Below are 19616 nucleotides of genomic sequence, written 5' to 3' on the forward strand. Positions count from 1 at the left end.
CTTTATCGGATAGATGTACAACTCTTCTAGTCCTATGTACTTAGTACATATTTAATATAAGAAATTGATTTTATTAATATTTTATATATGTACAACTCTTCTCATCATGTGTAATAAATACATTTATGTATTGATTACATAAATAAAAATACGTATGATTTCTTTTAAATTGGAAAAGAAAACCTTTGAAGAGAATTTAAGTATGGAAAAATTTTTTGATAAAAAACTAGAAACTGCTGAATTTCCAATTGTTAAACATAATACTTTGGTTGAATCAAGTTATGATTTATCACCTGTTCCCAATAATATTATGACAATTGCGATGACTAAAGCTCGACAATCTAATGTAAGCTGCGAACTTTGGAATGGTGAGGTGATAATTTCTGCCCAAGAGTATGCCAAAATTCACAAAGTATCCCTAGATGACGCATACAAGGTATTAAAAAGAGCCGTATTAGAGCTAGAAGAAACAAAAATCATTTGTGATGCGTATTACGACTTTTCAAATGGTGAGGTTGTGCCGGAGATTCCCCCTAATCTAACGGATATTAGTTTCTTTTCAGAATCAATTTTGGCATCGAAACCCAAACATGGTAAGTTTAGTAAAATGAAACTGCACATACGTTTGGTACAGAAAATAGGTTATAGTGATACAGGGTCATTCATTTACTTAAAATTTAGTGACGATATTCTTCATTTGATTAAAAATGCAACAAACCCTGATGCTTTGGACTATACTCAATATGATTATGCCAATACGATCGAACTCAATACCACCCCCGCCAAACGCCTTTATGAGCTTGTTTGCAAATGGAGAAAAGTGGGAAATTGTCGAAAGCAAGTGGATGAATGGAAGATTTTATTCGGCGTATTTGCTAAATACCCCAATGTGGCAGAGTTCAAGCGAAGAGTGTTACAACCCGCCATGAATCAAGTAAATGAACAAGGTGAGTTCAAATTAACGTTAGAGCAAGATAAGCTGGGTCGTTCCATTACCCATTTTAATATCATTATTGAAGAAAAAATGGTAGTTGAAAACCCTATTGAAACGACAGAATTCTTTGCCAAAGCTAGTAATGTCAATCTCTTTGAAAGTCTCTCTGAAACTGAACGACAAACCGTTAAAGCAATAGCAGATAAATATATTGCCAAAAATCAGATAGATGACGAAACGCATAAACGTAATATTTATAAAAAAGCCATTAATGAACGGTGGGGGTTATTAGAACTCGACAATCAAAACCATGAGTATCAAAGACAATCAGAAGAAGTTAAAAAGAAACTCGAAGCGGACCGATTATCAAAATTGGAAAAACAACAAGAAATATTGAGAAAAGAACAAGAAAGCAAGCAATTTGTGCAGTTATTTGAAAGTCTCGATGTGGGTTTTCAAATAGAAGTTTTAGATAGGGTAAGAAACCTAATTGCTACGGAAGTACCTGTATTTTTGAAGATGTTTGACAAAGAGAATGACAAAAAATCGGCTCATACAGATATAAGATTTCGTAGTTATTTTAAAAGGATAATGGCAATTGAATAAAATTCAAAAAGATATTGAATATATAAAAATATACATATACAATTATGTGTATATATAAATAAGTATAGGTTTATCAGTATGCCAAAAATTATTACAGTCATTAATCAAAAAGGTGGAGTCGGTAAAACCACCACGGCACATGCTTTAGGTGCTTGGCTACAAAATAAACAGAATAAAAACGTGTTATTTATTGATTTAGACCAACAAGGCAATTTGACTTATGCAACCAATGCCAGTCATAGCGAAAATAACGCCCTAGGCTTATTGATTAATGCAAAACTAGATAAACAAGCGATTCAAACGACGCCAACAAATTATCAAATTATTGCTTCTAGCCCTATGCTAGCGAATGTAGAATCTATGCTAACGATGACTGGGAGGGAGTATCGATTGAAAGAGGCTTTGTCAGGGCTTCAAGGCTACGATTATATCGTAATGGATACACCACCAAGCTTAAATATTTTAACAATTAATGCATTAACCGCTAGCAATTTTGCTTTAATTCCTGCTCAGGCAGATATTTTCAGCGTTCAAGGAATAACCCAGCTTGGGCAAACCATTGATGCAGTTAAACGTTATACCAATAAAAATTTACAGGTTTTAGGCATTATATTAACTCGCTATAGTAATCGTAATATCTTAAGTCGCGATTTACAGCAAGTTATAGAAGATACAGCTAAAAGTATACATACAAAAACATACACACAAAATATTCGTGAAGCAATTGCTATTAAAGAAGCCCAGGCACTAAGACAAGACATTTTTTCTTATGACGCAAAAGGCAATGCGACTCAAGATTATGGTAATTTATTTCAGGAAATTTGGCAGGAGATTCAATGATGTCTACTAAGAAAAGTTTTAGCCATGCAAATCCAGCCATGTCATTTATCAGTAGCCCAATACTTGAGAACGAGCAGATCGAAGACCAGGAGTTAGAAACTAAGAATATTTCTCAAGAAGATCTACTCTTAAGTAAACATCAAAAAAATGAGTTTGATGTGCCAATGAAACGCAATCCTGAGTTTATTGAAGTCAAAAGCAAACGCATGCAATTATTAATGCAACCATCTTTGCATTCAGCAATTAAAACGCTAGCTGATAAGGAAGAACTGAGCGTCAATGAAAAAATCCACAGTATTTTAAAAGATTACGTTGAAAAATCTAATATATAAAGTGCATGATAAAGATACTCATACTGTAATGTTTGATAGATCAGAGGGGTAAATTTAAGAAAATTAGCCTAAGCTAAAAATTTTACATTACCTACGCTATGATAATCTTAGTGATTTTTATTAAAAAATCATCCATCCCAGCTACCTTACCTCTAATTAAACTAGGCTAATGTCCATTTAGCAAATTTAAATGGACATGAAGATGGCAATCAATAAATCCAAATATAATAGCTACAGTGACGACTTCAAAATCCTAAAAATCCAAGACATGTCTCGGATTTTTAATATAATACATAGTATCGACTTTAAGATAGCGTTTTCTACTTAGCTGAAAGCTAATGGCATAATCTTATCTAAAAAATGCGTATCTTGGGTTTCAGCTAGTCGTAGCTCGTAAGTGGTTTGTAAGTTTAGCCAAAACTTAGCATTACCACCAAAATATTTAGCAAGGCGTAGTGCCGTATCAGCAGTAATACCACGTTCCTCGCGCACGATTTCATTAATACGGGCAGGTGTGACGCCGATAGCCTTCGCTAAGGCATTGGCGCTCATCTCTAGCGGTGCAAGATAGTCTTCTCGCAAAATTTCACCTGGATGAATAGGTCTCATACCATTTTTCATATAATTTCTCCTAACTATCGATGGTAATCTACAATTTCTACTTCTGTCGGACCTTCTTGTGTCCATACAAAGCAGATCCGCCATTGATCATTGATTCGAATACTGTGCTGACCTTCTCTGTCGCCAAATAGGGCTTCAAGGTGATTACCTGGCGGAGAACGCAAGTCTTCTAAAGTAATCGCATTATCTAATTGCAATAATTTTCTTTCAGCAACTTTTTTAATTGAAGAGAAATGACGTGTGTTGCCTGTTGTAAAAAGTGTTTTAGTTTTATCACATGCAAAATTAACAATCATAAAAAAAATCCAAATTTTTACGTATTATATATCGATAAACGATAAAATCCAAAGAAGTTTTGTTATTTATACAGATGTCGAGTATTTAACAGACAAATCTTAAATCCCGACAACCTATTGTTTTTCGTGAGTTTGTAAATCAGCGCCAATTTGGCGCTTTTTTATTCCATTTATTTCATGATAAAGCCAAATAAATCTAAATATGATAAGATATGATAATTATCATTTATCGTGAGAAATTTACCATGAGTTTAATTGGTTATGCTCGAGTCTCAACATCGGAAGGAAAACAATTGCTCGATCGTCAAGTTGATGCGTTAACAGAAATCGGCTGTGAGCGAATTTTTGAAGACAAAGCATCAGGCAGTAATTCCCAACGTAAAGGATTGGATGATTGTCTAAACTATTTGAGAAAAGGCGATGTGTTGGTTGTACTTGATTTGGATAGGTTAGGGCGGTTAGCCAGTGAGCTTATTAAACTGATTGATGAACTAGCTGAAAATGGCATTGGCTTTAAAGCGATCAATTCACCGATGGATACCACCACCCCTGCAGGTCGAGCATTTTTGCAGATTCAAGCCGCGTTTGCTGAGATGGAGCGTAACATTATCCGCCAGCGGGTGAAAGAGGGGATTGCGGCTGCTAGGGCTCGGGGGCGTAAAGGTGGCAGGCCCAGAATCATGACGGCTGAGAAACTTCGTTATGCTCAGCATCTGATGCAAGACCAAACCAAAAGTATTCCGGCGATTTGTAGGGAGCTGGGCGATATTCCCAGTAGTACGCTATATCACTATGTAACAGCGAAAGGGGAGTTGAAGAAAGCGGGAGTGGATTTGTTAGCACATGAATAATTATCAGTAAGCATGAGCAAGTTATCTTGACGACTGGGCATCTTATTGTTATTTTTTACAAAAATGTATTTACAATACTAAATAGATTGATTTAAAGTAGGCTTAAATGAATTTTTCTTGGGATGAGAATAAGGCTGCCAGTAATCTTGAAAAACATAGCATTAGTTTCGATGAAGCCATGCTCGTATTTGCTGACCTTTTTCTTTTGATGAGCCAAGATAGAATCGAAAATGGTGAGATGCGATGGCAAAGTATCGGAGAAATTGAAGGCATTGCTGTTATTCTGGTTGCCCATACTTGGTTTGATGATGACGGTGAGGAGTATATCCGTATTATTTCAGCCCGTCCTGCAGATAAAAAGGAGAAAAGACGTTATGAGCAAAATCGTTACTCGAAGTATTGATTTAACCAATCCGCCTAAATTAAGCAAAGAAGCAAAGGCTCGTCTTGCTAAATTAAATGAGGCAGACATTGACTATTATGATATCCCACCGTTGACGGATGAATTTTGGGCGAACGCTGTTAGCAATCCGCTTTATAAGCCAACCAAACAAATCGCCACGGTACGCATAGACAGTGACGTATTGCTATGGCTCAAGTCTCCAGGCAAGGGCTATCAAACTCGGATGAATGCTATTTTAAGACAGGCCATGTTGACTGAGTTGACTGAGTTGGCAGAAACGCATTAGTCGCCTATGATATCGGCTAGCCCAAGTTTTTGCTTTAAAGCTAGATTTATAAGTTTGTTAGACGCTGTTTGATATACGGGTTAATATACGAAAACAGGGGCTTTTTGCCCCTGTTTTTTTGCTCAAAATAAAAGGTCTAAAAAACCAACGTTTTTTAGACACCTTGACCTTTATCAATTTTAAAAATACTCGACTAAATTGTAAGCCCCCGACCATCCCACCTATTTCACCGTAAACTAAAGCGAGATAATGTCCATGATTTTCAGTAAATGGACATTAACATGGCAACCAACAAACCCAGACGCAAGACCTACAGTGACGAATTCAAAGAATTTCTAGTCCAAGAAGCGATAAGCTCAGGACGGTCTATTGCCAGCATAGCCAGAGACAACGGCATCAACCAGAACCTATTGCACAACTGGAAACGAGAACAAAAAGCCAAACAAGCCCAAACCGACCAAATACCCGCACTTATTGACAATGACGCTTACCGCAATACACCAACATTCATCCCTGTCAGTGTACAGCCAAAACCAAACCGTGAGCAAATCACCGATTTCATCACATCTAGGTCATCAGTCCTGACAGGTATAGAACTACAAATTCCCAGCCACAACACAATGCCCATAAAACTCACTATCGACCAAATCGACACACACAGCCTACTCGAACTACTGCGGGGGCTACAATGAACCCCCTTATCAACCCCCAACAAATATGGCTATCCACCGCTGCCATGGACATGCGAAGTGGCAGTAATAAACTACTCGCCTTCATCCTACAGCACCACCCAGGCATCCGCCCAAACTGTGCCTACCTATTTTACAACAAAGCAGGCACCCGGCTAAAAATACTCATCCATGACGGCCTGGGCATATGGCTATGCACCCGAGCACTGGATGATGGCAAATTTCACGGACTTGGCGAACGCCTCATGCGACATCACAGTGCACCTAACCCAACCACAGGACTCACCATCAGCCATGAACAATTCAATGCCCTGATTAGTGGTTTGCCTTGGCACAACCTAGGCAAAGACATACTCACCCCTCTGACCTAACCTGCCTTTATCATAAAGCCGCTAAATCTCAACTATCACCGCCCGTTAGCTGACAACCGATAACGGTTATGGCAAACTCATGCCATGACCACCGCCCACCCATCCGACCCAATTGCGCCAAGCTATGCTGATTTATTAGCCCAAAACGCTCGGCTTCAACAGCAGCTTGACGCACAAAAACAACATTACCAACAGCAAGCAGCGCAACTCAAACAGCAATACCAACAACAAATGGACGCTCAAAGGCAGCAATACGAAGCTAAGCTTGCTCGCATCAACCAAGAGCTCATTGACGCCATTGCCAAACAGCAACGTCTTATTCATCGGCTGTTTAGGCAAAAAAGCGAAGGCTTAACGCCCAAACAAACCCACTTAAACCAAGAAACCGCCCTAGAAGACCTAGCCTTGCTTGAACAAGCCCATGACAACTTCTTAGCCAATCTTAGCGATGACGAGCGAGCCAAACTGCCTGCTAGCAAGCCGATTAACACACAGAACGATAGCACAGACATTCAATCCAAAAAGCCAACTCAGCCTAGACGACAAAAACGCATCGTTATCCCTGACAACCTCGACATTCACACCATCATTCATGAGCCACCGTCAATTACCTGTGAGTGTGGCTGTCAAATGACGCAAATGGGTCAAGATGTTCAAGACAAACTTGGCTTTAAGCCAAAGCAGTTCTACCGTGAGCGTCATGTTTATCCCAAATACACCTGCCGTAATGCTCAGTGTCACCGTGAGAAACTGGTGCAAGCCAAAACCGAGCCTCAAATCATCGACAAAAGCATTGCCACCCCTGAGTTACTCGCTCACATCTTAATCAGTAAATACGCTGACCATCTGCCTTTATACCGCCAAAGCCTGATTTATCAGCGTAGTGGGGTATATTTATCCGATTCAACCTTAGCCGATTGGGTCGGACGCTGTGGGGTGCAGCTTAGGTTTTTAGTTAATCGATTAATCAAACTCATGCTTATTCAGCCAATTGTGCATGCGGATGAAACCCCAGTCAAAGTATTAAATGGCTATGGGATGAAAGATGCTAAAGGCAAGTTAAAGCAAGGCTATGTTTGGGCGTATGTGACCCCAAAGCACAGCCCAATCAAGGCGGTGGTGTATGACTTTGCTCAAGGTCGAGGTAGTGAGCATCCCAATGCGTTTTTAAAAGGCTTTAAGGGTAAGCTTATTTGCGATGGCTATAACGGCTACAAGCCATTATTTGGGCGAGGCGTGATTGAAGTGGGTTGTATGGCCCATGCCAGACGTAAGTTTCATGAGCTTCATGTGACAGGGCAGAGTCTTATTAGTATTGAGGCACTAGAACTGTTTCAATCGCTGTATGCCGTTGAGTGTGAGATTGATGAGCGGTTTGAGAAAAACCAAACCCCAATGCCCAGAGATGCCCAAATCGTTAGACAAATCAGGCAACAGAAGGCAAAGCCAATTGCGGATAGGCTGTATGCGTGGTTACAACAGAAACGCTTAGGTACAACTAAGAATGCTGATATTACCAAGGCAATTGAGTATTGTTTAAAAAGGTGGCAGGCTCTGACACGTTATTTGGATGATGGCAATTTGCCGATTGATAATAATTGGGCAGAGAATCAGATGCGTCCTTGGGCGCTCGGGCGTAAGAATTGGTTGTTCGCAGGGTCGCTTGAGAGCGGTCAGCGGGCGGCGAATGTTATGTCGCTTGTCCAGTCAGCTAGGCTTAATGGTCTTGACCCCTATGCGTATTTGGCAGATGTGCTTAGACGGCTGCCGACGCATAAAGATAAGTTCATTGATGATTTGCTACCTCATGTTTGGAAGCCTCCGCAATAGGGTATGGTCGGATGATTACACTAAATTCCTTAACGTACTATTTTCTCCGAATTCTGGGGTAACCCCTAACACAGGTATTAATTCTGCAAATGGAATGTATCTTGTTAGAACTGCATTTATATTTATTTGTTCATGCACCTCGATACTTATTTCTAATATGCAGGCTGCTTACCCCAATCATAAATACCGCGTTTGTAAGCATAAATCAGCATGATTAAGCCGGCGATAATCATCGGCGCGCTTAAGATTTGCCCTTTGGTCATCCAACCTAATAATATGAATCCTTGGTCAGCATCTGGCTGGCGGAAGAATTCAATGATAAAGCGGCTGGTGCCATAGCCTAGTAAGAATACAGCGGAGGCGGCCATACGTGGACGTGGTTTTGATGAATACCACCATAAGAATATAAATAGCAGCAGACCTTCGGCAAAGGCTTCATATAGCTGTGATGGATGACGAGGCAATATGTATTGACCATTGACTTCAATCATCAATTCTTGCAATTGTGGATTGCTCTGTAATTGCTCCATATCAAACGCCGCGGCTTGCGGAAAGTAGGTCAGCCAGTTATAGCCACCGTCTGAGACGCGACCCCATAATTCGCCATTGATATAGTTGCCGATACGCCCAAACAGTAAGCCGGTTGGTACACAAGGAACGATAAAATCGAATACTTGAAAGGTAGTCTTTTTATATTTACGGGCAAAGAACCACATACCTAGCATGACGCCGATAAAGCCGCCGTGGAAAGACATACCGCCTTCCCAGACTTTTAATATATAGGCAGGGTTTTGGAGTAATTCACCGAACTGATAAAACAGCACAATTTACTACCTGGCAATCAACAACTTTACAGCAACCTCAAAAAGACACTCATCTTTGATAGTAATACTAACTTTGCCATTATGAGCATTGGCGATAGCTTGCACAATAGATAAGCCTAAGCCTGTTCCTGAATGCATCGTATTCGTTTTATCATGACGATAGAATCGCTCAAACAGTTTATCGGCTTCAATCTGATTTAATGGTTTGTCTAGACGGTTGGTCATAGTTATTCTTAACCAGAGCTGCTCTGGGGATTGAATATCGTCTTTTGGCGCATTAAGCGAGGTGCTTGAAGTGAGGACAGTAGCGGATATCATAATAGTGCTATTACTAGCCGCATAATAAATCGCATTTGACATCAGGTTGGCAAACAGCCGTTGCAATAAGCCTTTATCACCTAGTACTGTTTTAAAATCACCCGATTTTTCAAAGATTATCTCACGATCCTCAGCAATCATCTCATAATAATCTATAAGCTTTGTGATCAAGCTCTCTATATCGACATGACTGATTTGCGAATCACTCAGCTCTTTTTGAGTTTTTGCCAGTAATAACATATCGTTAATCATGGCGGATAACTGCTTTAACGTATCATGCTGATGATGCAATTGCTCAATGTATTCGTCGCTTTCTCTTGGCTTAGTTAACATGACTTGCGTTTGCGTACTCAGCGTCGCTATTGGCGTACGTAGCTCATGGGCGATATTGTCTGAAAACCGTGATAATGATTCAAAGTTACTTTCAAGCTTGACCATCATAGAATTATAAGACTCCGTTAGTGGACGTAATTCTAACGGCATATCGCCAACCACAATTCTTTCATCTAACCTTTGAAGATTAATGCCTTTCATCTTTTGTACGATAGTAGCTAGGGGAGCAAAACCCCAGTGTACACTTAGTGCTGCTACTGAAACCAATAATAAGGTAATGGCGATAAGTATCAAGCTCAGCTGGCGATTAAACTGGATAAGATATTGATGATGCACATCGATAGGTAGAGCAATAAATGCCAAAACCTCTTGATGTGTAACGATAATGGCTCGGTAATCCCTATTATTTATCTTGATCATAAACTGCTGATCGCGATAGTCCTGCAATAGTTGTAACAAGCTAAAATCTGCCGGTAGATCATTGATGAAATTACTGGGATCGCTGGACAATAAATTGCCGTTTTTGTCTGATATTAACGTTTTTAAATCATAGTCTAACCAAGAAGAATGTAGATGATTGGCATCAATTAGCGCTTGCGACTTTGACACTGTAAAAGGTTCTATGTGATCGTTAAAATTCACCATGCGTTTACGCAGGTTAAAAGCTGCATGGGTAATAATCTCTGAGTCCATTTGCTCAAAGTGCTCGTTAACAGAGCGCTGAACCCATATATAAATAACAACTTGAGAGATAACAACAAATATTGTCAGTAAAAAAACAGTACGCCATAACAAAGGCCAGCGTCGATTCTTAAATTTATCTCTCATTTTATTTTAGATCATCTTTGTTGGTGTCATCGTCGCCCATGCTACTGTCTGCTCCGACATTCAGTGGCTCTAATCGATAGCCCATACCGCGTACTGTGTGAATAAGCTTGGTGTCAAAACCATCATCGATTTTTATCCGTAGCCGTCTTATAGCCACGTCAATGACATTTGTATCACTGTCAAAATTTATGTCCCATACTTGTGAGGCAATCACAGTGCGTGGCAGTACCTCACCTTGACGTTCTAAGAAAAATTGTAATAAAGCAAATTCTTTAGCAGTCAATTTTATGTTGGTATCGCCTCTATATACAGTGCGTTTAGCAATATCCATTTTTAGGTCAGCCATATGTATGACAGAGCTTTTATAGTCTGATTGATTGGCACGCCGCAATAGGCTTTTTATTCGGACAATTAGCTCGGCAAAAGCAAAAGGTTTGGTCAGATAATCATCGCCACCAATTTCAATGCCCTTAATCCGATCGCTTAAATCATCTTTAGCGGTTAAAAATAAAACAGGCGTATGCTTTCCAGCAGCACGGTAGCGCTGTATCAGCTCAAAGCCGCTGACGTCAGGCAGCATCACATCCATCACCACCACACTAAAATCTTCAGTCATTAACGCATGATAGCCATCTAAACCTGTCATGTGATGATCCACGATGAAACCGGCCTCAGTTAAGCCTTTCTTAATATATTCTCCAAGGTTTTTCTCATCTTCTACTAACAGTACTTTCATCGTTGCTTACCTTTATATCATTATAGTTGTCAACAGCGTATCACTAACATTGTTAGCTTATCAGCCATATATTTATCAGGAACCCTTGTTATAACAGTGTTCTTTGGATAGAGACAGATGCTGGTATTTGGTTTTAATGACAAGAAGATGACAATATTATGCTGTTCCTAAAGAACATGTAATATCCGTGTCATCTAGCTGTCAGCCACCATTTAGTATTCTAAATCAACGCCGCATAGAGGTTTGTCTCTGATACAGACCATCTCTACGAGCAACATTTGCAGTCTGAAAAGTATTTTTTGAAAAAATATGGTAGCGATCGTGATACAAATGCTGAAGCCATATTAAATGAATATATCGCGCATTAAAATCTAAAGCGGTGAGAATGACAGCATTGTAATCTTAACGTCATCTACCAGTCAGAATGATTAATGTATCATTTAGGCTAGTTTAACAGCTATTGAACTCAATAACCTTTAATCCAAACAATAGGAATTAATCATGTCACAATTTAAATTACTGTCTAAATCAATCGCAATGACGGCCATCGCTCTAGTCGTTTCAACCTCAGCTATGGCGCATGACCCTAAAATGCATGCTGAAAAAGATCAAATGAACTGTGAAAAGATGAAAAAGCATATGGATATGATGGGAAAAATGGATCATAGCAAGATGGACATGAGCGATCCTGCCATGAAAGCGATGATGGCTAACATGGGTAAAATGAAGCAAATGTACCAAAAACACTGCGTTACTAACGACAGTAAATCTTAAAAATTTTAGCTCTGTTAAATAGCAGTCAACACTTAACGGAAATAAATTTTTAGGAAAACATATGAAATTTTTATTGGGTGCGCTCTTTACCGTATTTGTGGCAATCGTTGGCGCGTTTGCGATTGTCACCAGTGGCGTTGTCAATGTGGGAGCAGACCAAGAGCATAGCCCAATGATTTTTAGCTTTTTGGAAACCGCTCGCAATCGTTCCATAGCAAATGCCAGTAAAGATATTGTGGTACCAGATTTAGAGAAGGTCGATATCAGCTCTGGGGGCGCGGACTATAAGGATATGTGTGCAGGTTGTCACTTATCTCCGGGAGTGGACAAAACTGACTTTAGCGAAAACTTATATCCAAAGCCACCTAACTTCACTAAGGCTGAGATCGTCAAACGTTATCAAACAGCGGACGGTGCAAAGCAAAGCTTTTGGGCAATCAAACACGGAATTATGGCTTCGGGAATGCCTGCATGGGGCGCCTCTCATGATGACGCTAGAATGTGGGCAATGGTTGCTTTTATCAGATCGTTACCTAAATTAGATGAAGCTCAGTACACGATGCTAACCACTAGGATAGATGGCGATATGATGGACATGTCATTTGATGGTGATATGAATATGTCGGATGATGGATCTGGAATGCAGCATTAATACTTTCTAGATATGAAAGCCTGCTAACTCACGGTTGTCGCTATCACCAATGTAGTACTGAACAGTGCTGCATTTAATGTTTTTAGTTAAGTACATAAGAATTCAAATATAGGGTGTAAGTTTTTAGAATAGCGAGCATAACAATAGACGTTTAGGAGTAATTTAATGAGACATTACACACATGTGTTTTCTAATGGACATAACTGGTTATCCGGTCGTGTCCTTTTATTGGTGGTGACATCGTCACTCTCGTTAACGCTAGCCGCTTGCAGCCAATCTAATATCAGTGGCTCTGATTCTCAACCAGTAAAGGTTGAACAGTCTGCTGCCCAGAATGCACAAGTACAGAATGAAAGTTCTGCTCCTGCAAATGCTCCCGTTAACAGCTCGTCATCATTACTCAAAAACGTCTCAGCCACGGTTTATAAAGATGCCAACTGCGGCTGCTGCAAAGAGTGGGTAGGCTATGCAGAAGGTAATGGATTAAACGCAACCACGCACGATGTTGCAGATCTATCCTTATTTAAGGAGCGTTATGGCGTACCACAGCAAATGCGTTCTTGTCATACCACCGTTACCACCGACGGTTTTGTCTTTGAAGGGCATGTCCCTGCTAAACACATGGCTGAATTCTTAGCAAATCCTCCTGCACAAGCTATTGGACTTGCTGTACCGAATATGCCGGTTGGTAGCCCAGGTATGGAGTATGAAGGTAAATTCATGCCTTATAAGGTAATGCAGCTTAATAAAGACGGCACCACAGAAGTCTATGCCGCTATTGAGTCTCCTCAGCAGCAGCTGTAGTGTTGGCTTAGATGTGAATAGATTCTGTTAAATATCGAAAATATTATAACTATAAGCTTAACCACCATCTCTCAAATTAAATTAGGTCATCATTATGAATAAACAGAACATACTGAACCGCCGACGTTTTTTAACCGGATCCTCTGCTGTCCTTGGTGCCTCCTTGATGCCGACTATTGCTAGTAGCGCATTGGGACAATCGAGTCGCTCAGGCAGTCAGGGCGCTACGATTAATAGTGATCAAAACGTTCATAAAGTACCTGTATTGACCGGCAAAGAGTTTGATTTATACGTCAGTAAACAGTCCGTTATTGTGAACGGCAAAAAGAGCATGGCGACGCTCATCAATGATTCACTACCAGCACCGACGCTAAAAATGCGTGAAGGCGATACGGTGGTGATACGTGTTCATAACCAGATGGATGAATCAACCTCTATTCATTGGCACGGACTACTAGTACCGTTTGAGATGGACGGGGTGCCGGGCATTAGCTTTGATGGTATTCCTGCGCACAGCACCTTTACTTATAAATTCAAATTAAAACAATCAGGCACTTATTGGTATCACTCACACAGTGGGTTCCAAGAACAAACCGGTATGCTGGGTGCCATTGTGATTGAACCTAAAGGGCGTGAGCGTCATCCTATCGACGAAGACCATGTGATCGTGCTTAGCGATTGGACCAGCCGCAACCCGCATAATCTCTTGAAGCTGCTCAAACAGCGCGCCGACTTTGACAACTACCATCTACCAGACTTCAAAAAATTGCTTGCTGATATTGCCGAAACGGATCTGAAAACCGCGTTTGATAAGCGCAAAATGTGGAATCAGATGCGCATGATGCCCACTGATTTTACGGACTTGTCGGGTGAAAACACATTTACCTACCTTATCAATGGCAAAACGACCGCAGCTAATTGGGCACAAATCGTCAAAGCAGGACAGCGCGTTAAATTACGCTTTATCAATGCCTCAGCACAAACTATCTTTGATGTGCGCATACCCGGTCTCAAAATGACTGTGGTGGCAACCGATGGCATTGATGTCGCCCCAGTTGCGATTGATGACTTTCGCATAGGCGTGGCTGAAACCTATGATGTCATTGTCACCCCGACCAAAGATGCGCATACCATATTTGCCCAAAACATAGACCGTTCGGGCTATGTCGCAGCAACGCTTGCCACCAAAGAAGGTGCTCGTGCGGCAACGCCTGCTATGGACAAAATTGAATGGCTCACCATGGCAGATATGATGGGTGCTATGGGTGCTAATGGTTATAAAGCTAAGCACGCTAAAACAGAATATGACTTTAAGTCTGATATGCGTGTGGACAGTCCACGTATGAACCTTGACGATCCAGGTATCAACCTGCGCAATATTAATAGAGAGGTATTGAATTATAGTCAGCTACGCTCTGTCGATGAGGCAATATTTGCGGAGCAGCGCAAGCCTACCCGAGAGATCGAGCTACATTTAACCGGTAACATGGAGCGCTATATTTGGGCGTTTGATGGGGTTAAGTTCAGTGAGGCCACGCCGGTCAATATTAAGCCGAATGAGCGCGTCCGTATCACCTTAGTCAATGACACAATGATGAATCATCCGATGCATTTACATGGGATGTGGAGCGATTTGCGCATGCCTAACGGCGAGTTTCAGGTGCGCAAGCATACTATTATGGTGCAACCGGCACAAAAAATTAGCTTTGATGTCACAGGAGAAGCTGGTCGATGGGCATGGCATTGTCATCTGCTCTATCACATGGAAGCCGGTATGTTTAGAGAAGTGGCGGTCGTTTAAGCAAATCTTTGATGGTTAAGTGAGAGATGAGATGAAAATACATAAAGTAGGTTTACGGTTCGCCGGGGTATCATCATTGGTATTACTAGCATCATCATTTGCTAATGCTGCTGACCCGTCCACGGTTAAAAAAGACATAACTATGTCAGGCATGGACCATGGCTGTATGGATATGTCAGGCATGGACCATAGCAAAATGGATATGTCAGGCATGGACCATGGCTGTATGGATATGTCAGGCATGGACCATGGCAAAATGGATATGTCAGGTATGGACCATGGCAGCATGGATATGTCAGGCATGGATCATAGCAAAATGGATATGTCAGGCATGGACCATGGCAGTATGGATATGTCAGGTATGGACCATGGCAGTATGGATATGTCAGGTATGGACCATGGCAGTATGGATATGTCAGGTATGGACCATGGCAGTATGGATATGTCAGGCATGGACCATGGCAAAATGGATATGTCAGGTATGCAAGGTGGTAAAGCTCCAGCTGATGCTCGCAGTCCTGACTATTCAAACGGCGTTCCCTATGGACGCTATGGTCAGCCTATGATGATGGGTGATATGCCGTTATGGGGTGTTTCTGTAGAACAGTTGGGCTATCAGTTTGATGACGATCAGATTAACTATGAGGTGGATGCTTGGTATGGAAAAGATGAGCGACGCCTAGCTGTACGCAGCGAAGGTAGTGTTCAGACTAAGGACGATAAAAAAATTGATAGTCTGACCTCACTGGCTTATTGGAAGCCGCTAAGTATTTTTTGGAATGGTGAAGCAGGTGTCGCTTATGATACCAAAAACGATAAGGCTGCCCTTATGGCGGGTATCGTAGGTACTGCACCATACTTTGTTGAAACAGATGCAAGAGCCTATCTCTATACTGATGGTCAAGTACGTCTTGACTTAGGTACGGCATATGAGTGGCGTTTGACTCAGCGTTGGGTTGTCAGACCAGAAGTAGGGCTGACAGCCTTTAGTAAAGACGATACTGACAATCATATCACCAAGGGATTCAATGAATTAGAGACTGAAGTTAGACTGACTTATGAAACCTTAGGTCGTCAACTTGCACCTTACGTCGGTGTGAGCTATGAGACGGCTCTTGGCAGTGCGCGTGGCCAGCGGCGTCAAGAAAATAAATCGGTTGATAGCAGTAGTTTGACTGCGGGGGTTACATTCTGGTTCTAACATTATTAAAATAATAAGGGGTATATTATGAATACTTCAAATCAAGGTAACATGAATCATCAACAGGGCATGAATCCTTAAGTGAAGTTCACTTTGATGATTCTTACGTCTACGATTGTAATGTTTATCATGATGTATTTTAATACCTATCAGCTGGATCATGTTTATTTTAGTGAAACCAGAGCCTATATGGCATTATATATGGGCGCAGTCATGGCGATTATCATGCTCGCCTTTATGAGCAATATGTATAAAAAGACTAAGATTAATTTACTGGTTTATGGGGTAAATGTGGTGCTGTTTGCCGTTGGGCTGTGGGGCGTGCGCTCTCAAGCAACGGTTGATCAAGTCGATTGGATGCAAGCCATGATACCTCATCACTCGATTGCTATTTTAACCAGTTCGCGCGCTGATATTGAAGATCCACGAGTACGAGATTTAGCGGATGGCATTATAGAAGCACAAAAACGTGAAATTGCTGAGATGCAAGCGCTTCTTGAAGAGCTCGAATAGACGGCTATATATAGAGGTATGGCAAGCTAAGAAATTGATTATGAAAAAATGGTGATACCTGGTATCAGCGCTATAGTCTTCGCTGGTACCTTTACCTTAAAAGGACAGATTGCACAGATAATTAATGTGATTTTTTACCTACCCCTTCAACTGCAGTAACTGCTCTTTGTTTTACTGTTCTTATTTCAAAACCTCTTATTCCTATATCGAAATGTTCAATATCTGTCGATTGCTATTTTTGAGTGATAGTGCTTTAAGAGTTGTACTTATTATCAATATTTATTGTCTTCAAGGAGTGGTTTTATGAAACATATTGCCGATGAAAAATCTATCAAAGGTGGTCAGTACGATAAAGTACCGGAAAATTATAGCGGTACGGTCTATATTTGTCCTATGCATCCAGAAGTAAGAGATGTTGAAAAAAGTGACTGCCCAATATGTGGCATGTTTCTTAAACCTGAAGACGAAGTTGCTAAAGATGATAGTCACGCTAGCTGTCATGGAAAGGATACTGATAGTAGCGGAGTAAAATCTGTTAAAGGCGGTAAATACGATAAAGTACCTGCTGATTACGATGGCACGGTATATACCTGTCCTATGCATCCTGAAGTGAGAGACGTTAGAAATAGCGGTTGTCCGATATGTGGTATGGCGCTTGAGCCCGAAACGCTTACTATCGGTGAAGAGGACACCTCAGAGCTTGACGACATGACTCGTCGTTTTTGGATATGTACCGTGTTGACTGTACCGCTATTAATATATGTTATGAGCGGTATGTTTGGAGTTGACTTTAGTCAGTATGGTATACCTTCACAGGTTTTACAATGGGCTGAGTTGGTGCTTGCGACACCTGTAGTGCTTTGGGGGGCCGCCCCGTTTTTCGTTCGTGGCTGGCAATCTATAAAAAGCCGCAATCTTAATATGTTTACTTTGATTGCGATAGGCGTAGGCGCTGCTTATGTTTTTAGTATTGTCGCGACCTTTTTTCCCAATATTTTCCCAGACAGTTTTAGAGACGCTAGTGGTCAAGTCGGAGTCTACTATGAAGCAGCAGCTGTCATTGTAACCTTAGTATTGTTGGGTCAAGTATTAGAGCTCAAAGCCAGAAGCCAAACTTCAGGTGCGATTCGAGCATTGCTTGAGCTAGCTCCACCGACTGCAAGACGTGTTGACGAAAACGGAGAAGAGATCGAAGTCTCGCTTGATGAGGTTGTCAGTGGCGATAAGTTACGGGTTAGACCAGGTGAGAAGTTGCCCGTAGACGGTACAGTGATCGATGGTAATAGTAATGTTGATGAATCAATGGTAACGGGTGAACCAATCCCTGTATCAAAAGTAGCAGGAGATACAGTGACTGGTGGTACGGTAAATGGCACCGGAACGCTATTAGTCGAAGCGGTCAATGTTGGAGCAGATTCAGTATTATCTAAAATTGTACAAATGGTTGCTGAAGCCCAGCGTAGCCGCGCACCTATACAGAAATTGGTAGATAAGGTAGCTGGGTGGTTCGTACCGATCGTGCTTATTTGCTCCGTCATTACCTTTATTGTCTGGGCGATATTCGGCCCTGAGCCCGCTATGACCTATGCTTTGGTTAACGCGATTGCGGTACTGATTATTGCTTGTCCTTGTGCCCTTGGTCTAGCGACGCCGATGTCCATTATGGTTGGTACCGGCAAAGGCGCGCAAAACGGCGTCCTCATCAAAAATGCTGAAGCGTTAGAGAGGATGGAAAAAGTCGATACCATTGTCGTCGACAAGACCGGAACACTGACCGCTGGTAAGCCCGAGCTTACCGCAATTGATGCGCAGGTAGGTCAAGATGAAGACGAGTTCCTCGCATTGGTAGCCTCAGTAGAAAGCGCTAGCGAGCATCCTTTAGCAGAAGCTATCGTTAGAGCAGCTCAAGAAAGATCACTCATTATTCCTAAAGCTACTGACTTTAATTCGACTACTGGCGAAGGCGTACAAGCCGTGGTCGATGGTAAGAAAGTCGCTATTGGTAACTCTAAGCTTATGGAAAGCCTAAATAGTTTTGATAATGAGCTGTCCACTAAAGCTGATGTCCGTAGAAAAGACGGTGAAACGGTAATGTTTGTGGCTATAGACGGTAAAGCTGCTGGTATTATTTCAGTTGCTGACCCTATTAAACCAAGCACTAAAGAGGCTATTTCACTGCTTCATGACGCAGGTTTAAAAGTTGTGATGCTAACCGGTGACAACGAAAAAACCGCGCAGGCAGTCGCCAATAAACTAGGTATTGATGAAGTTTATGCGGATGTCTCACCAGAGGATAAAAACCGTATCGTCAAAGAAATGCAAGACAGCGGTAAATTGGTCGCTATGGCGGGTGATGGTATCAACGACGCACCAGCGCTAGCGCAAGCTAATGTTGGTATCGCTATGGGAACCGGTACCGATGTGGCGATGGAGAGTGCGGGCATTACCCTGCTAAAAGGTGATTTAATGGGCATTGCCAAAGCTTATAAGCTTAGCCACGCCACCATGCGCAATATCAGACAGAATCTGTTTTTTGCCTTTATCTACAATGCACTTGGTGTTCCTATTGCCGCAGGTGTGCTCTATCCCATATTTGGGATTCTGCTCAGTCCGATGATAGCAGCGGCAGCGATGAGCTTGTCGTCATTCTCGGTGATTGCTAACGCGCTGCGATTGCGCCGTTTGAAACTATAATTCTGGTACGGTAAAAAGTGTTCTAAAGCACACTGACACATACTGGTCTAAACAAGATCACAAAATATAAGGATACCGT

20 protein-coding genes and 1 pseudogene are annotated in these 19616 nt (G+C 41.5%); 16 read left to right on the forward strand and 5 right to left on the reverse strand.

The features are described 5' to 3' along the window. Positions 1–154: 154 nt before the first annotated feature. The 3 genes from AXE82_RS11300 (at position 155) to AXE82_RS11310 (ending at position 2712) form a co-directional block, all read left to right on the forward strand. The gene (locus AXE82_RS11300) at positions 155–1540 is read left to right on the forward strand and encodes a replication initiation protein (RefSeq protein WP_062335116.1); all 1386 of its coding nucleotides are present in this window, start codon (positions 155–157) and stop codon (positions 1538–1540) included. Positions 1541–1618: 78 nt separating this feature from the next. Next, complete coding sequence (locus AXE82_RS11305; RefSeq protein ID WP_062335118.1) at positions 1619–2380, forward strand: ParA family protein; 762 nt, start codon at positions 1619–1621, stop codon at positions 2378–2380. Further along, positions 2377–2712 carry a hypothetical protein gene (locus AXE82_RS11310; protein WP_062335120.1) on the forward strand — a complete coding sequence of 112 codons (336 nt, stop codon included), beginning with the start codon at positions 2377–2379 and terminating at the stop codon, positions 2710–2712. The genes AXE82_RS11305 and AXE82_RS11310 overlap by 4 nt, the downstream gene beginning before the upstream one ends. Positions 2713–3036: 324 nt before the next feature. Here the strand turns inward: AXE82_RS11310 and AXE82_RS11315 are convergent, their stop codons facing one another. Then, positions 3037–3333, reverse strand: coding sequence for a HigA family addiction module antitoxin (locus AXE82_RS11315; RefSeq protein WP_062335121.1), 297 nt, complete (start codon positions 3331–3333; stop codon positions 3037–3039). A 14-nt stretch (positions 3334–3347) separates the two neighbouring features. Then, positions 3348–3629 carry a type II toxin-antitoxin system RelE/ParE family toxin gene (locus AXE82_RS11320; RefSeq protein ID WP_062335123.1) on the reverse strand — a complete coding sequence of 94 codons (282 nt, stop codon included), beginning with the start codon at positions 3627–3629 and terminating at the stop codon, positions 3348–3350. A gap of 245 nt (positions 3630–3874) precedes the next feature. Here AXE82_RS11320 and AXE82_RS11325 point away from each other — a divergent pair, with 245 nt between their 5' ends. From AXE82_RS11325 to tnpC, 6 genes are all read left to right on the forward strand, one after another. Continuing rightward, positions 3875–4480, forward strand: coding sequence for a recombinase family protein (locus tag AXE82_RS11325; protein ID WP_062335159.1), 606 nt, complete (start codon positions 3875–3877; stop codon positions 4478–4480). A gap of 106 nt (positions 4481–4586) precedes the next feature. Further along, entirely contained in the window at positions 4587–4883 is a 297-nt protein-coding gene (locus tag AXE82_RS11330) for a BrnT family toxin (RefSeq protein WP_062335125.1), read from the forward strand. Beyond that, the gene (locus AXE82_RS11335) at positions 4855–5169 is read left to right on the forward strand and encodes a BrnA antitoxin family protein (RefSeq protein WP_062335126.1); all 315 of its coding nucleotides are present in this window, start codon (positions 4855–4857) and stop codon (positions 5167–5169) included. Before AXE82_RS11330 ends, AXE82_RS11335 begins: the two co-directional genes overlap by 29 nt. 281 nt (positions 5170–5450) lie before the next feature. Further along, entirely contained in the window at positions 5451–5861 is a 411-nt protein-coding gene (locus AXE82_RS11340) for a transposase (protein ID WP_065252196.1), read from the forward strand. Next, positions 5858–6229, forward strand: a complete 372-nt coding sequence (gene tnpB, locus AXE82_RS11345; protein WP_062330255.1) for an IS66 family insertion sequence element accessory protein TnpB — start codon at positions 5858–5860, stop codon at positions 6227–6229. The genes AXE82_RS11340 and tnpB overlap by 4 nt, the downstream gene beginning before the upstream one ends. An 84-nt stretch (positions 6230–6313) precedes the next feature. Further along, positions 6314–8059 carry an IS66 family transposase gene (gene tnpC, locus AXE82_RS11350; protein WP_082741375.1) on the forward strand — a complete coding sequence of 582 codons (1746 nt, stop codon included), beginning with the start codon at positions 6314–6316 and terminating at the stop codon, positions 8057–8059. Positions 8060–8211: 152 nt separating this feature from the next. Here the strand turns inward: tnpC and lgt are convergent. The 3 genes and pseudogenes from lgt to AXE82_RS11365 form a co-directional block, all read right to left on the reverse strand. Further along, positions 8212–8883, reverse strand: a pseudogene (gene lgt, locus AXE82_RS11355) (prolipoprotein diacylglyceryl transferase); the annotation flags it as partial. 6 nt (positions 8884–8889) lie between these two features. Next, a complete protein-coding gene (locus tag AXE82_RS11360) occupies positions 8890–10362 on the reverse strand; it encodes an ATP-binding protein (RefSeq protein ID WP_062335128.1) in 1473 nt (490 codons plus the stop codon). Position 10363: 1 nt separating this feature from the next. Next, positions 10364–11098, reverse strand: coding sequence for a heavy metal response regulator transcription factor (locus tag AXE82_RS11365; protein ID WP_062335130.1), 735 nt, complete (start codon positions 11096–11098; stop codon positions 10364–10366). 501 nt (positions 11099–11599) lie between these two features. Between AXE82_RS11365 and AXE82_RS11370 the strand changes: the two genes are divergently transcribed. The 7 genes from AXE82_RS11370 (at position 11600) to AXE82_RS11400 (ending at position 19537) form a co-directional block, all read left to right on the forward strand. Continuing rightward, entirely contained in the window at positions 11600–11872 is a 273-nt protein-coding gene (locus tag AXE82_RS11370) for a hypothetical protein (protein ID WP_062335132.1), read from the forward strand. Between the two features lie 61 nt (positions 11873–11933). Further along, positions 11934–12524 (forward strand): c-type cytochrome, encoded by a 591-nt coding sequence (locus AXE82_RS11375; RefSeq protein WP_062335134.1) that lies wholly within the window; start codon positions 11934–11936, stop codon positions 12522–12524. Positions 12525–12689: 165 nt separating this feature from the next. Beyond that, positions 12690–13328, forward strand: coding sequence for a DUF411 domain-containing protein (locus tag AXE82_RS11380; RefSeq protein ID WP_007117296.1), 639 nt, complete (start codon positions 12690–12692; stop codon positions 13326–13328). A gap of 94 nt (positions 13329–13422) precedes the next feature. After that, on the forward strand, positions 13423–15129 hold the full coding sequence (locus AXE82_RS11385) for a copper resistance system multicopper oxidase (RefSeq protein ID WP_040404300.1): 1707 nt from the start codon (positions 13423–13425) through the stop codon (positions 15127–15129). Between the two features lie 31 nt (positions 15130–15160). Further along, positions 15161–16330 (forward strand): copper resistance protein B, encoded by a 1170-nt coding sequence (locus AXE82_RS11390; protein WP_062335136.1) that lies wholly within the window; start codon positions 15161–15163, stop codon positions 16328–16330. A 96-nt stretch (positions 16331–16426) separates the two neighbouring features. Continuing rightward, the gene (locus AXE82_RS11395; protein ID WP_062335160.1) at positions 16427–16843 is read left to right on the forward strand and encodes a DUF305 domain-containing protein; all 417 of its coding nucleotides are present in this window, start codon (positions 16427–16429) and stop codon (positions 16841–16843) included. A 303-nt stretch (positions 16844–17146) separates the two neighbouring features. Then, entirely contained in the window at positions 17147–19537 is a 2391-nt protein-coding gene (locus AXE82_RS11400; protein WP_062335138.1) for a copper-transporting P-type ATPase, read from the forward strand. The last annotated feature ends 79 nt before the right edge of the window (positions 19538–19616 follow it).

The organism is Moraxella osloensis (assembly GCF_001553955.1).
GTDB classification, from domain to species: domain Bacteria; phylum Pseudomonadota; class Gammaproteobacteria; order Pseudomonadales; family Moraxellaceae; genus Faucicola; species Faucicola osloensis.